Raw genomic sequence first — 13,854 nt, forward strand, 5'->3', positions numbered from 1 at the left:
GCTGCCGGGGAGGGCGCTAGAAGCAGGTCTTCAACGCGTGCTTCACCGCGTAGCGGCCGGACTCTACGTTCGTTGCCATGTGGCCGCCCGACGTGTTGAGGTTGTACAGGCCCAGGTACACCATCTGCCCATCGGCGCCGATGGCGTAGAGGTTCTTGATGGGCTGCTTGCCTTCGCCCACCACCTGCCACTGGCGGTTCGTGATGATGCCGCCCAGCGACAGCGCGATCTCCTGATGGATCATGAGGGCGTACAGCGGCCCTTCGCCGAACGAGGCGAGGTACTTCGGGTTCTTGCCGAACTCGTCGTCGTTCTGCTGGGCGACGTATCCTTCGTAGGTGGCCAGCGTCTCGGCGAAGTCGCCCGTCCATCCAGCCTGCTTCGCCAGGTCGGCGGCGTCGGCGCCCTTGAACACGGCCTTGGACGCGCCGCCCGCTGCCGCTTCTATCTCCTTGCGCAGATCCTTGTTGCCCTGGGCCTCGGCTTCGTCGACCATCGCGTCGTTCAAGACGATGTACACGCGATCCTGCGCGCCGACGGCCGTGCCGGTGTAGTCGTGGCACGGCTCCCCGCAATCCTCGTTCGCGAAGCGCTCGCCGTTCTCGTTCACCCAGATGGCCGGGTAGTACTGCGGAAGCGAGTACGACGAGATGCCGTCGATGAGGTTGCCGAACATGTAGCCGCGAGCTTTCGCTTCCTCGCGTCCACCGATGGCCGCGGCCATCTTGAGCGTGTCGCCCACCGAGCCGGGCGCACACGACGTCTTCGTGATGTCCATGTCGTAGCCGCCGTATTCGGCGAGCATGTCGAGGTTCGCAGCCCATCCGCCGCCGGCGAGGACGACCGCCTTGGCATTCACCTCGAGCACCCCGTCCTTCGTCTCGGCGAACACGCCGGACACGCTTCCGTCGTCGACCGTCTTCAGCGCCCTGGCGCGCGTCTTGGTGCGGGTCTCGACGCCGAGCTTCTCAGCTGCGGCGAATAGCGGCTTCATCATGCACTCGCCGCCGCTGAAGAAGCTGTCCTCCCACATGAGCGCCGTCGGCGTCTTGCCCAGCGTTCCGGAATAGTAGTCGGTGGTCGGGGCGAAGCGCACGCCGTTGTCGACCATCCACGAGGTGTTGTCGGCGGAATGGGCGATGGTGTCGGCCCACAGCAGCGGGTTCACCATGTAATCGTACAGCTCGATCTCGCTGCGGATGATCTCGGAGGGCGTGACGGTGAGGCCGTACTTCGCGCATCCTTCCTCCATCTGCGGCGAGCCGAAACTGAAGCAGCAGTCGGTGAACATGCCGTTGCCGCCGGGATTGTCCTGCGACTCCAGCACGAGCACGCTCTTGCCGCTTTGCGCGGCCTCGACCGCCGCCACCATGCCCGACGCGCCGGAGCCGACGATGCAGAAATCGACGTCCACCGTCTCGTCCGCCTTGCCCGCGTACTCCTCTGCGCGGAACCCGGCCCACGGGTCTTCGACGCTCGCGGCCGCGGGCTCGCCACCGCCGTCTGGCGCGGCGGCTGTTTTGGAGTTGTCGTTCTGCGGCGCGCATCCGGCGAGCCCGAACGCCGCGGCCCCAACGGCTGCGGCACCCACTCCGAGAAAGCCGCGGCGCGAGAGCCCGCGAGCCTCCGTGGTCGGCGCGTTCGCGGCATCCGTGCGGTTGGTCTTCATCATGATGCTCATCCTCCCTTTTCGTGCGTTTCGGCCGACCTTCCCTTTGGCTGCGATGCCAGCGATCGACCGCTGGCATCATCATGCGTCGGCCGCGCCGCACGCGCATCCGATCATTCGGGCACGATTGCGCGCATGCATCCTCCGGAAAGGTGGATTTGGGGCTGCTGTGCTACACTGGCACCCGAAAAAACGACAAACGAGAAAGCGGGGCCATGGCGGGGCATCAAGAAGCGGAGCGCGGCGGCGACAACCTGCGCATCGACGAATCCGAACGCAAGAGCTGGGCGAGCATCGCGTTCATCCGCGCGGGTGGCATGTTCAGCGCACCGACGCTCATGGTAGGCGCGGCGCTGGGGTTGGGGCTTGCGCTCAGCGGCGCGGCGCTCGCCACGCTCGCAGGCTTCGGCTTCATCGTGGCCTACATGTGCTTCGTGTCCATGCAAGCTTCCGACCTGGGGCTGCCCACGGCGTCGCTTGCGGCCCCCGCGCTCGGGCGCGCCGGCGCCCGCTACATCGTGTCGCTCATCGTGGGCATCGTGACCATCGGCTGGTTCGGCGTGCAGACGGCCGTGTGCGGGGCGTCGCTCGCGCTCATGTTGGCCGACGTGTTCGGCCTGGCCGTGCCCGTGTGGGCATGCTCGGTGGCGCTCGGCGCGCTTATGCTGGCCACGGCGCTCATCGGGTTCGACGGCCTCAAATGGGTGAGCTCCGTCGCCGCGCCGCTGCTCGTCGCCATCTGCCTGTACGGCGTGGGCGCGTCGGTGGCGCAGACGGGAAGCCTCGACGCGCTCTTGGGCTACGTGCCGCTGCCGGCCGACGCCATCGGCCTCATCGCCGGCGTGAACATGGCGGTGGGCCTGTTCGCGTTCGCGGGCGCCACGGCCGGCGACTTCGCCCGCTTTGCGCGCACGCGCAAGGACGCCGTGCTGTCGTGCGTGGTCGGCGTCATCCCCGCGGCGCTCGTGGCGCTGCTCGCCGGCGCGGCGCTGGCCATCGTCTCCGGCCAAGGCGACATCGCCGTCATCATGAACTCCATCGGGCTGCCGGCGGTCGGCCTCATCGCGCTCGTGCTGTCGGCGTGGACGGTGAACGCGAGCAACGTGTACTCCGCAGGCCTCGGCTTCGCCGTCATGCTGGGCCGCGACGAGGGAGGATCCAAATGGACCACGGCCGTCTCCGGCATCGCGGGCATCGCGCTGGCGGTGGGCGGCATCCTCGGGCAGTTCGAGGCGTTCCTCACCGTGCTGTCCGCCTGCGGCCCCGCGTTGGCCGGCGTGATGGTGTCGGACTACTGGCTGGTGCGGAAAGGCCGTCCGGCGAACATCCTCGTGATCGACGGCGTGTCCGCGGCGGGCGTGGCGGGGCTCGCGTGCGGCATCGCGACAGCGCTCGTCACGGGCGGCACGTTCGCGCTCGTGCCGGGGCTCGAGGCGCTCGACGTGCCGTTCTTCGTCGGGCCGGTCAACGGCATCGTCGTGGCGATGGCGGCATACGTGGCGGCCTACCGTTTGGCGGGCGGGATGCGGTTCGCGGGGCCCATCGCGTTCAAGCGGCCCGCGGAATCGACTATCATGAACCAGGTCGCACCCGATGCGACGGACGGTATACAGGAAGGACGAGCATGAGGAAGATCGGCATCCAGGAAATCGAGGACATCGCGCTGGGCGCGGCGCTTCTCGGCGCAGGCGGGGGCGGCGACCCCTACATCGGCAAGCTCACGGCCATCGGAGCCGTGAAGGAGTGCGGGGAAGTGGAGCTCATCGGCGCCGACGAGGTGCCCGAGGGCGCGTTCATCATGCCGGCGGCCTCCATGGGAGCCCCCACCATCCTCGCCGAGAAGGGCGTGGGCGCCAACGAGTTCGCCAAGCTGTTCGACATGGTTTCGCGTTACTACGGCAAGCCCGTGTACGCCACCATGCCCATGGAGGCCGGCGGCGTGAACTCCATGCTGCCCATCGCCGCGGCCGCGCGCCTCGGCATCCCCATGGTGGACGCCGACGGCATGGGCCGCGCGTTCCCCGAGCTGCAGATGGTCACGTTCACCATCGGCGGCGCGTCGGCCACGCCCATGGCGTTCATCGACGAGAAAGGCAACTCGGGCATCCTCGACACCATCACGAACAAGTGGACCGAGGACATCGCCCGCGCAGCTACCATGACCTGCGGCGGCACGCTGACCATCGCGCTGTTCTGCATGGATGCCGACACGTGCAAGAACTACGGCGTGCACGGCATCGTGACGCGCTCGGAGGAGCTGGGTCGCGCCATCCGTACGGCGAAAGACGAGGCGGCTGCGGCCGGTCTTTCCCCTGAGGAGTTCTTCTTGAAGTTCACGGGCGGCCACAAGCTGTTCAAGGGCAAGATCTCCGACGTGCTGCGCGAGACGCGCGGCGCGTTCAACTTCGGCAAGGTGATGCTCGAGGGCATCGCCGACGACAAGGGATCCCAGGCGTTCGTCGAGTTCCAGAACGAGAATCTCAGCTGCACGGTGGACGGCGAGATCGTGGCTACGGTGCCCGACCTCATCTGCCTCGTGGACCCCGACACGTTCATTCCCGTGCCCACCGATGCGCTCAAGTACGGCAAGCGCGTGTTGGTGGTGGGCCTCGAGTGCTTCGATATGTGGCGCACGTCGGCGGGCCTCGACCTCGTGGGACCGCGGTACTTCGGCATCGACACCGACTACATCCCCGTGGAAGAGCGCTCGGCGCGGAAGGGAGCGTAAATGTACAAGTTGGGCATCGACGTGGGCGGGACGAACACCGACGCCGTCCTGATCGACGAGAACCTGCAGGTGGTGGCCGCGGTAAAGAACCCCACCTCGGGCGACATCTACATGGGCATCATGGGCGCGGTGGACGCCGTGCTCGACGAGAGCGGCGTCGACCGCACACTCATCGGGCAGGCCATGCTGGGCACCACCCAGTGCACGAACGCCATCGTGGAGCGCAAGGGCCTCGCGCCCATCGCCATCCTGCGCATCGGCGCGCCGGCCACGGTGGGCATCCCGCCGATGGTGGACTGGGCAGACGACATCGCGGCAGTGTGCGTGGACGCGCTCATCATCGAGGGCGGCTTCGAGTACGACGGCAAGCGCCTGGCGGAGTTCGACGAGGCCGCGTGCCGCGCGTTCTTCGAGGGCGTGCGCGGGCGCGTGGAGGCGGTGGCCGTGTCCAGCGTATTCTCCACCGTGCGCAACGACGACGAGCTGCGCGCCGCAGAGATTGCGCGCGAGGTGCTGGGCGAGGACGTGCACGTGTCCATCTCGAGCGAAATCGGCTCGATGGGCCTGATCGAGCGCGAGAACGCCACCATCCTGAACGCGGCGCTGTACGATGTGGCGCGCCGCTTCACCGAGGGCTTCGCTCAGAGCCTGGCCGACAAGGGCGTGGTGAACGCCGAGGTGTACCTGTCGCAGAACGACGGCACCCTCATGACCATGGAGCACGCGCGCCGCTATCCCATCCTCACCATCGCGTGCGGGCCGACGAACTCCATCCGCGGTGCCAGCTACCTGTCGCGCCGCGACGACGCCATCGTCATCGACGTGGGCGGCACCACCACCGACCTGGGCGTGCTGGCGCACGGCTTCCCGCGCGAGAGCGGCGTGGCGGTGACCATCGGCGGCGTGCGCACGAACTTCCGCATGCCCGACGTTGTGTCCATCGGCCTGGGCGGCGGCTCCATCGTGCGCGTGGCCGACGACGGCACCGTGTGCGTGGGCCCCGACTCGGTGGGCTACGAGATCGCGCGCAAGGCGCTCGTGTTCGGCGGCGATACGATGACGGCCACCGACATCGCCGTGCGTCTGGGCATGGCCGAAGTGGGGGATGCGGCGCTCGTGGCCGACATCCCGCAGGAGGTCGCCGAGCGCGCCATGGACGCCATTCGCGCGCTCGTGGAGGACGCCATCGACGTGATGAAGGTGTCGAGCGACGACATCGACGTGGTGCTGGTGGGCGGCGGCGCCATCGTGCTGCCGCATGAGCTGGCCGGAACCGCCGAGGTGGACGCGCCCGAGCACGCGGGCTGCGCGAACGCTATCGGCTCGGCCATCTCGAAGGTGAGCGGCACGTACGAAGCTCTCGTGGACTACGACGTCACCCCGCGCGACGAAGCGCTGGCCATCGCACGTGCCGCCGCCGTGGACGCCGCGGTTGAGGCGGGTGCGGTCCGCGACACCGTGGAGATCATCGACGCCGAGGACGTGCCGCTCGCGTACTACCCGGGCCACACGAACCGCGTGAAGGTAAAAGCCGCAGGCGATCTGGGGTAGCCCGGCTTCCAGGCTCCCGGAAGCGCGCCGATCGAGCGCGGCCGTCAACGCGACGGCCGCGCTCTTCTTTTCTCGACCCCGCGTTCGCCCCAAACACACGCCTCGCGTACATGAGGCGGTTGTTTGGGGCGAACGCGGGCATCTGATCGATGCACTCGTCTTTCGTTGAGGCGATCCGTTGGCGTTCGCTTGTGTTATCATACGACTAGATGATACTTTGGCAGGAAGGTTGGGGCGCGTGTTCGAGACGTTGCGGGTGAACGATACGTCGGGCGTTCCCGTGTGGATCCAAATCCGCAACCACATGATCTTCCTCATCAGGTCAGGGCACTTGAGGCCGGGGGATACGCTGCCTACGGTGCGCGAGCTGGCCATTCAGCTGGGGGTAAACTACAACACCATCCATAAGGTGTATCAGGATCTGGAGACCGACGGGCTGATCTTGTCGGGACGTGGAAAACGCTCGACCATCGCGGAAATCGATCGGGAAGCGCTCAGCCTGCCCGATTCGCCTGTAGACGTGGTGATCGAGGAATTGGTTCGCGTGGTGCGGGAGACGGGGGTTTCCCGCGCGGACGCGATGACGCGAATCGAGGAAGCGTTCGCGAAGCTCGAGGATCGATAGGGGAGAGCCATGGGCGAGAAGAAGCCGTACTTCGACGAGTTGGACGACGTGAGCGCCGACGACGTCGTGATTGCGACCGAAGCGCAGTTCGACGAGACGACGACCAGCCGCACGGGCGCGACAGCGCTTCGGTGGGTGCTGACGCTGATCGTGTTCTTCCTGTTCGCAGGCATGGGGTGGCTTACATGGTCGCTTGCGCCTGTCGTCGTGGGCGCGTTGGCCAGCGCCGTGCTGTTCAGCTGCATGCACGTGGTGCTGGAGTGGGAGCGCTCGGTGGTTTTGCGCTTCGGCAAGTTCAACCGCGTGGCCGGCCCCGGCCTCATCTTCATGATCCCGCTCGTGGAATACTCGGCGGCCACCGTGGACATGCGCATGCGCTCGACGGCGTTCAAAGCTGAGCACGTGCTGACCGCTGACCTCGTACCCGTGAACGTGGACGCCGTGCTGTTCTGGACGGTGTGGGATGCCGGGAAGGCGTGCTCCGAGGTGAAGAACTACGTCCGCCTGGTGTACTGGGCGGCGCAGACCACCCTGCGCGACGTGATGGGCGCGGTGAACATCGCCCAGCTGAGCACGCGCCGCGAGCAGATCGACCGCGAAGTGGCCGACATTCTCGAGCGCAAGACGAACGAGTGGGGCATCACCGTGGTGTCGGTGGAAATCCGCGACATCGAGATCCCCGACGACCTGCAGGAATCGCTGTCGGCCGAGGCGCGCGCCGAGCGCGAGTACAACGCGCGCATCATCCTGGCCGAGGTGGAGAAGGAGATCTCGGAGATGTTCGTGGATGCCGCGCGCACGTACGGGCGCGAGGATGCGGCCCTCCAGCTGCGCGCGATGAGCTTCGTGTCCGACAGCGTGCGCGAGAAGGGCGGTCTCGTGGTCATCCCCAGCGCCCTGTCCGAGGCGTTCGAGGGGTTGGAGAACATCGCGAAGAAAGCCTAGCGCGCCGTCTGCGCATCCGTTTGCCTGAAGGGGCTCCGCCGTCGCGGAGCCCCTTTCGCGTGTGCGAGCTCGACGCATGCCGGTTGACCACGGTTCCATCTGTGCCCGGCAACGGTGCCGGGTATCTATACTCGAAAAAGAATCATAAACATGTAAGACAAGTATCACAAATTTGTATGATTTATGATACGATACGGGCGACGGGGGAGGGTCGTATCGTGCAGCGTTCCTGTCAAGGGAGGGGGCGATATTCCGTTCATTACCGTTTTGAAGGCAGAAGGCGAGCAAGCCTTTACGGTGAAAGCGGCGCGCGGGGATTTCCGCGTTGATCCGCACGAAACGAGCGAAAGAAAGGAAGGGGAATGAGAAAGAAGCTGATGGTGGCGACCGCGATGCTGATGGCGGGATCGCTGTTCGCCGCCGGTTGCGCGCAGCAAGGAGCCGCGGAAGGGGAGAGCTCTTCGACCGAGGTTCAATATCAGAACAGCATCGAGGAGGCCGAAGCGTATCTTGACGGGGTGAACGAGCGTCAGGACGAGCTGAACAAGGAGTACGCTCCCGAAATCCGCACCTTGGAAGACGGCACGAAGGTTCAGCGCACGCCGACCGAGTACCAGTGCTACCACTGGAACCGTCCGTACGAAGGCGGCACGTCGTACAACAACTACTATCTTGATGCCGACAACCGCGGTTGCGGGGCTTGCCATGAAGATCTCGGCGACGCCCTGGCCAACATGGAGTACAGCCATCCGACCGTCTGGAACGACGCTCTCGGCAGCAAGATCACGGTCGACCAGTGCATGCTCTGCCATAGCGCAGACGACGGCTACGAGATGGGCACCGTCATGCACGGCGTCCACTACGGCGAACGCAACGGCGAGAACTTCGAGGAGCGTGGCGGCAAATGCATCAGCTGCCACAACATGACGGAGAACGAGCAGGGCGCCGAGCTTTGGGACGTGGTCAAGTACGACCATCTTGACGGCATCGTCAAGGTTCCCGACGTCCAGGGCGAGTTCGTGTTCGATCAGGACACCGTCGTGGCCCCCGAGGACATGTTCACCTACGACTGGATCCATTCCCGCTACGACAGCCTGATCCACATCATGGGCAAGAACGTGCTGGATACGGAGCTTCCGAAGGACTTCGTCGACAATTTCGAGATCACCATGGACGGCCTGGTGAACAAGCCGTTCACGGCGAAGCTGGCCGACCTGATCTCCGAAGCCGAGGCGGCCGGGGTCACCGTGACGAAGCTTTCGAAGATCCACTGCGTCGACAACATGCCCGGTGGCGGCGGCATCTCGAACGTTGAGATCACGGGCATCCCGCTGACCTGGCTTATCGAGAAGGCGGGCGGCGCGAGCAAGGACATCACCGGCGTGCTGTTCGATCGTCAGGAGTTCCGCACCAACGGCGCCCAGACGCACAGCAACCGCGGCGTCCCCGAGGCTTCGTTCGAAGACGTGTACCTCGTTTACGAGATCGGCGGCAAGCCGCTCGATCCCAGCCAGGGCAGCCCCTGCATCAACTGGGTCGAGAAGTGCGACGCCCAGTCGTACGTCAAGCAGTGCGTGGGCTACAAGCTGACCGACGAGGAAAAGCCGTGGGAAGACTGGATGATGAACGGTTTCAATTCGTACGGCGAGGGCCCCTACATCAACAAGCCGAATGCGACGGTGCTCAAGGTCCCCGAGGGCATGATCATCGAGACCGGCAAGCCCTTCACCTTCGAGGGATATGCGGACGCCTACGACGAGGCGGTGGTCAAGCTGGAGTTCTCCATGGACAACGGCAAGACCTGGACGCCGTACGACCTGGGCCAGACCGATCCTAGCAAGTGGGTGTACTGGCACTACACGTGGACTCCTGAAAGCGACGGCAGCTACGTGCTGATGGTGCGGGGCACCACCGATACCGGCCTCGTGGGAACCAACATTCAAAAGGTGATGGTGACCGCCAAGAGCAATGTGGAGGGATAGAATGAGATACGCTACTGGGGCAAAGATGCTGGGTTGTACCGTGGTGGGCGCGACCCTTCTGCTGGGAGGCGCGGGCGCTCTGGGAGGGCTCGACATGGCGATGGCCCAAAGCAGCCTGCTTCCCGTCGAGACGATGCAGCGCAACGCGGTGGACTACGACAAGGTTGCGAACGTCTCGGGCGACTTCACCTTCTGCCAGGACGTGGTTACTCCGGCCGACGAGGTGTTCAACCTGTTCGGCACGGCGACCACGGCCCTGTGCGCAAAGCCGGGCTACGCCTTCGATGCGGTCACCCATGAAAGCTATTACCTCAACATCGGCGGCAACGTCGAGAAGGTGTACACGGTGGGTCTCGACGAGATCGAGCGCATGGACTCCAAGATCCAGAAGATGCGCTGCACGTGCGGCATGAGCCCCGCCCTCGCCATGGCCAGCGTCAAGGGCGTCAAGGTGTCCGACATGCTGTCCATGACCGACATCGCCCCCGAGGTGAACACCATCACGTTCAAGGACAAGGACGGCTACGGCCTGCCCATGCCCCTGTCGTACGTGCTGGAGAAGGAAGCGCTGCTGGTGTACCAGATCGACGAGCAGAAGCTGTCCGAGGGCGAGCGCCTGCAGGTGTGGATGCCCGACACCGTGGCCAAGTACTTCACCCGCGCGGTCACCGACATCGAGCTATCCGTTTCCGACGAGGTGCCCGAGGTGCAGGGCCCGGACGACGAGTACCGCGCCAAAGTGAACATCCTCAGCACGGTCGACGGCGGCTTCAAGGTGGGCGACATGGTCTCCTTCGAGGGCTACGCCGACGATTGCGGCGTCAAGGTTGCCTCCGTTGAGTTCTCGATGGACGGAGGGGAGACGTGGACTTCGTTCGACGCTTCCTCCTCGAACGCCGAGGACTGGGTGTACTGGCACTTCGACTACGTGGCCGAGACGGCGGGCACCTTCAAGCTCGACGTCCGCGCGGTCACGGAGGACGGCACGGTCTCTCCCCTCGCCTCCAGCGTGGTGTTCGACGTTGAAGCGTAGGCTCGTCGTCACTTCGATCTTGAAAGCGAGTGTTTGAAATGGGAGAACATGTGAGCGTGACGCGCCGCACGCTGTTGCAGGCATCGGCTGCGGGAACCTGCGCGCTCGTCCTCGGCGGCGTTGCCGCTTCCGGCGGCGAGGCGCATGCCCGCGAGGCCGACCAACGGCAAGACGGCGACGGCGCGGCGTACGGCTTCCTCGTCGCCCTTGCGCGGTGTTCCGGATGCGGACGATGCGTCGAGGCGTGCAGGAAGGAAAACAATCTATCCGACGATACCCCTGACAGGAGAACGGTATCTTCGTTCAAGCGCCGAAGAGGGAGGAGCTTCTTCATCTCGACTTCGTGCATGCATTGCGAGGATCCGAGCTGCATGAAGGTATGCCCGGCCGGCGCCATCTCGAAGGACGCCCATGGGATCGTGAAGGTGAATCCGGACGTGTGCATAGGATGCAAGTACTGTTTCCAGGCGTGCCCGTACGAAGTGCCGAAGTACAACTCCGTTTCCATGGACAAATGCGATTGCTGCCAAGGGTCGGGGGTTGCAATAGGGGAGGATCCTTATTGCGTGCGCGTGTGCAAATTCGGCGCCTTGCAATTCGGGCCTTTGGATGAGCTGATGGAGCTTACGAACCATTCCGCGGTTCCCGTCGCGCAAGCGAACGGTCCCTCTTGCCTGGTGCTGGGAACGGAGAAGTAGTATGGAGCTGCAAACGATATGGAGTTGGCAACCCGCCCTGTACCTGTTCTTGGGCGGCATGGGCGCCGGCGCGTTCGTGATGGCGGCGGTGCTGTTCCTGATCGACCGGACGCGTCATCGCCTGATCGTGTGCGTGTCGATGTGGGCTGCGCTAGCCAGCCTTGCGGTGGGTCTGCTGTTGCTGCTTTCCGAGCTCGTCACGCCGCTGCGAGGCCTGATGATGTGGCAGAGTTTCGGCCACTTCACCTCGTGGATGACCTACGGCGCCTGGGGCGCGTTCGCGGCGATGGCGGTGTTCGCGGTGTCGGCGTTGTTGGCGACGCGCCCGGTGGGCGTGTGGCTGGCGAAGAAGTGGAAGTGGTTCGAGAAGCGGGGCGTCGCGCTGCGGCGGGTGCTCGCGGTGATCGGCATCGTACTGGGCGCGTTCGTGGCGGTGTACACGGGCATGCTGCTTATGGCGGCCGGCAGCGTTCCTCTGTGGAGCACTCCGTTGCTGCCGGCGCTGTTCACGGTGTCGGCCTTCGATACGGGCGTGGCGTTGGTGGAGCTGGTGGCGCTCGCGCTGTCGAAGAAGGATGCCCTTGCTCCCAAGGCGCGCGTGCTCATGGAGCGGATCGTCGTGGTGCTTGTGCTGGTCGAGATAGCGGTGTTGGCGGCGTTCTTTGCGGTCATGCTGGGAGGCGACGTCCAGACGGCGGTGGGCGCGACGGCTGCGGCTTCTGCGGCGCTGCTGCTGACGGGCGATCTCGCAGCCTGCTTTTGGGCTCTGGTGGCAGCGTGCGGGTTGGCGATACCGTTGGCCATGGCCGTGTCAGGGCTTGTGCTACACAAGCGCGGCAAGAAGAAGCCCGGTATGAAGCAGCATGGCGGCGCGCTGATGGCGGCGGGCGCCGTGGGCGCTCTGATAGGCGGGTGTGCGCTCCGCTTCCTGATCCTCGCTGCCGGCATGCATGCCGACCTGGTTGCCGAAACGGTGATGAGCCTGATCGGATAGATGCGAAAGACGGCCCTCCCTCGCCGTCTTTCGCAAGCGGGCCGGCAGCCCTTGGCTGCCGGCCCGTGTTTTCGAGGTCGCCCGCTGCTGCAAGGGGGCGGCCTGTTTGGTTTTGCGCGGGGTGTTTGCTTGTGGTAGGGTGGACGGGCGCGCATCGTTCGCGCGGACGAGGTGGAGTTTGCCGGTGAAAGGGGATGGCGGTGGCGCATCGGGTGGGGGAGCCTCTCGAGTTCGACGGGTACGTGGACGATTTCGAGCGCAATGTGTCCGCGATGCAGTTCTCGTTGGATGGCGGTGCAACCTGGACGACCTATCAGACGGCAGGCGCGGTCATCGACAAAGGCGTGAACTGGCATTTCGTGTATCGTCCGGAACGGCCCGGCCGCTATCTGCTGAAGGTGCGCGCGGTCGACGGCGACGGCACGGTATCGGATATCGTCGCGGAATACGCTTTCGAGGTAGAGTCGTGACGGACGCGAGGGCGGGCGCGCCTGCGGGCGCGGGCGCGCCGGGCGTCGCGTCGTTCGGCGGCATCCGCTTGCGCGCCATCGACGGGGGGCCGCTTGAGGGCGCGCGCCTGTTCCGGTCGGCTTCGCTTTCGCGCATCACCGAGCACGAGGCGGCGTTCGTCGTGGGCGGTTTGGGCGTTCGCTCTATCTACGACCTGCGTAACCGTTGGGAGGTGGCGTCCAGTCCCGAACCGCGTATCGTCGGCGCTAAAACGCTCGCATTCGAACCTTCCACCGATCGTGAACGTTCGGACGCGTCTCGCCGTCTGGTGGCCGGCGTCATCGGCGAGTACGGCCGTCCGGAAGAGCGCATGATCTGCAATTACCGGCGTTATGCGCGCGAGTTTCCCCTTATGGGAACCGTTCTGCGCACGATGGCCGCGGAACGCCTGCCTGCCCTCGTGCACTGCGAGCACGGCAAAGATCGCACGGGCGTGCTGTGCGCCGTGCTGCAACGCATAGCCGGATGCCCCGAAGACGACATAATGGCTGCGTACCTGGCCACCAACGAGGCGAACGCCGAGACGACGGCTCACGAGACGGCTCAGTTGTCGCAGGGGATGTCGGATGACGAGCGCGCGGTGCTGGCGTCGTTTTTAGAGGCGCGGCCGACGTACTTGCGTGCGTTCTTCGACGAAGTCGAGGGGTGCGTCGGCGGGTTTCCGGCATACGTGCGTGACGCGCTGCGCCTGACGCCCGTTCAAGTTGCGAGCCTCCGCGCGCTGTTGGCTCGCTGAGCGCGGGCCGTTGCGGGGCGCCGCGCTCGCACCGGTTCCGCATGAAGCAGGCGCATTCCGGAAAGCGCTCTGGCACGGATCGCATGGTATGCACGATTTCGGGACATCTTTTCGGGAATGGTTCGAGAAACTCCCAGCTCGCCTTTTTCTGTATGCTCGGCAAATCGTTCATAGCGCGCAATCTCTGCCAACAGCTTCGTGGGGAAAGGCGGGGCGATACGGAAAGCGCCAGGGCGCAATGGCGAGCCGGGCCGCCATTGCGCCCTCACCTCGGAGCCGCCTCGATGTGATGTCCGTCGTCGCGCTTGCGCTTCGGGGCAGCTGCCGGCTCGCGCTCGCTCCGCTTGCGCCGTCCGTCGCCGGTTCCCGATCGCAGGGGGTTC

General features: G+C 65.4%; 12 protein-coding genes. 11 read left to right on the plus strand and 1 reads right to left on the minus strand.

Annotation, left to right across the window (positions count from 1 at the left end; translation table 11 throughout):
* Positions 1 to 16: 16 nt before the first annotated feature.
* Positions 17 to 1,672, minus strand: coding sequence for an FAD-dependent oxidoreductase (locus GT590_RS02155; RefSeq protein ID WP_161170868.1), 1,656 nt, complete (start codon positions 1,670 to 1,672; stop codon positions 17 to 19).
* A gap of 212 nt (positions 1,673 to 1,884) precedes the next feature.
* Here GT590_RS02155 and GT590_RS02160 point away from each other — a divergent pair, with 212 nt between their 5' ends.
* From GT590_RS02160 to GT590_RS02205, 11 genes are all read left to right on the plus strand, one after another.
* Positions 1,885 to 3,297 (plus strand): cytosine permease, encoded by a 1,413-nt coding sequence (locus tag GT590_RS02160; protein ID WP_035585795.1) that lies wholly within the window; start codon positions 1,885 to 1,887, stop codon positions 3,295 to 3,297.
* The gene (locus tag GT590_RS02165) at positions 3,294 to 4,397 is read left to right on the plus strand and encodes a DUF917 domain-containing protein (protein ID WP_035585796.1); all 1,104 of its coding nucleotides are present in this window, start codon (positions 3,294 to 3,296) and stop codon (positions 4,395 to 4,397) included. The genes GT590_RS02160 and GT590_RS02165 overlap by 4 nt, the downstream gene beginning before the upstream one ends.
* Positions 4,398 to 5,948 carry a hydantoinase/oxoprolinase family protein gene (locus GT590_RS02170; RefSeq protein WP_035585798.1) on the plus strand — a complete coding sequence of 517 codons (1,551 nt, stop codon included), beginning with the start codon at positions 4,398 to 4,400 and terminating at the stop codon, positions 5,946 to 5,948.
* A gap of 238 nt (positions 5,949 to 6,186) precedes the next feature.
* Positions 6,187 to 6,573 (plus strand): GntR family transcriptional regulator, encoded by a 387-nt coding sequence (locus GT590_RS02175; RefSeq protein WP_009306515.1) that lies wholly within the window; start codon positions 6,187 to 6,189, stop codon positions 6,571 to 6,573.
* Positions 6,574 to 6,582: 9 nt separating this feature from the next.
* Complete coding sequence (locus GT590_RS02180) at positions 6,583 to 7,518, plus strand: slipin family protein (protein WP_114526389.1); 936 nt, start codon at positions 6,583 to 6,585, stop codon at positions 7,516 to 7,518.
* A 362-nt stretch (positions 7,519 to 7,880) separates the two neighbouring features.
* Entirely contained in the window at positions 7,881 to 9,500 is a 1,620-nt protein-coding gene (locus GT590_RS02185) for a molybdopterin-dependent oxidoreductase (protein ID WP_114526391.1), read from the plus strand.
* Positions 9,501 to 9,525: 25 nt separating this feature from the next.
* Positions 9,526 to 10,533 carry a molybdopterin-dependent oxidoreductase gene (locus GT590_RS02190; protein WP_226844143.1) on the plus strand — a complete coding sequence of 336 codons (1,008 nt, stop codon included), beginning with the start codon at positions 9,526 to 9,528 and terminating at the stop codon, positions 10,531 to 10,533.
* Between the two features lie 38 nt (positions 10,534 to 10,571).
* On the plus strand, positions 10,572 to 11,231 hold the full coding sequence (locus GT590_RS02195) for a 4Fe-4S dicluster domain-containing protein (RefSeq protein ID WP_114526395.1): 660 nt from the start codon (positions 10,572 to 10,574) through the stop codon (positions 11,229 to 11,231).
* 1 nt (position 11,232) lies between these two features.
* A complete protein-coding gene (nrfD, locus tag GT590_RS02200; RefSeq protein WP_114526397.1) occupies positions 11,233 to 12,225 on the plus strand; it encodes an NrfD/PsrC family molybdoenzyme membrane anchor subunit in 993 nt (330 codons plus the stop codon).
* Between the two features lie 194 nt (positions 12,226 to 12,419).
* The gene (locus GT590_RS14450) at positions 12,420 to 12,695 is read left to right on the plus strand and encodes a hypothetical protein (protein WP_035577904.1); all 276 of its coding nucleotides are present in this window, start codon (positions 12,420 to 12,422) and stop codon (positions 12,693 to 12,695) included.
* Positions 12,692 to 13,471, plus strand: a complete 780-nt coding sequence (locus GT590_RS02205) for a tyrosine-protein phosphatase (protein WP_227110646.1) — start codon at positions 12,692 to 12,694, stop codon at positions 13,469 to 13,471. The genes GT590_RS14450 and GT590_RS02205 overlap by 4 nt, the downstream gene beginning before the upstream one ends.
* Positions 13,472 to 13,854 lie beyond the last annotated feature (383 nt).

This window comes from Eggerthella sp. BIOML-A1, assembly GCF_009875595.1.
GTDB classification, from domain to species: Bacteria; Actinomycetota; Coriobacteriia; order Coriobacteriales; family Eggerthellaceae; genus Eggerthella; species Eggerthella lenta.

What these genes read in the sequence shown, in the direction of transcription:
- GT590_RS02155 (WP_161170868.1), bottom strand. Translation starts at nt 1,672, where the DNA reads ATGATGAAGACCAACCGCACGGATGCCGCGAACGCGCCGACCACGGAG.
- GT590_RS02160 (WP_035585795.1), top strand. Translation starts at nt 1,885, where the DNA reads ATGGCGGGGCATCAAGAAGCGGAGCGCGGCGGCGACAACCTGCGCATC.
- GT590_RS02165 (WP_035585796.1), top strand. Translation starts at nt 3,294, where the DNA reads ATGAGGAAGATCGGCATCCAGGAAATCGAGGACATCGCGCTGGGCGCG.
- GT590_RS02170 (WP_035585798.1), top strand. Translation starts at nt 4,398, where the DNA reads ATGTACAAGTTGGGCATCGACGTGGGCGGGACGAACACCGACGCCGTC.
- GT590_RS02180 (WP_114526389.1), top strand. Translation starts at nt 6,583, where the DNA reads ATGGGCGAGAAGAAGCCGTACTTCGACGAGTTGGACGACGTGAGCGCC.
- GT590_RS02185 (WP_114526391.1), top strand. Translation starts at nt 7,881, where the DNA reads ATGAGAAAGAAGCTGATGGTGGCGACCGCGATGCTGATGGCGGGATCG.
- GT590_RS02190 (WP_226844143.1), top strand. Translation starts at nt 9,526, where the DNA reads ATGCTGGGTTGTACCGTGGTGGGCGCGACCCTTCTGCTGGGAGGCGCG.
- GT590_RS02195 (WP_114526395.1), top strand. Translation starts at nt 10,572, where the DNA reads ATGGGAGAACATGTGAGCGTGACGCGCCGCACGCTGTTGCAGGCATCG.
- nrfD (WP_114526397.1), top strand. Translation starts at nt 11,233, where the DNA reads ATGGAGCTGCAAACGATATGGAGTTGGCAACCCGCCCTGTACCTGTTC.
- GT590_RS14450 (WP_035577904.1), top strand. Translation starts at nt 12,420, where the DNA reads ATGGCGGTGGCGCATCGGGTGGGGGAGCCTCTCGAGTTCGACGGGTAC.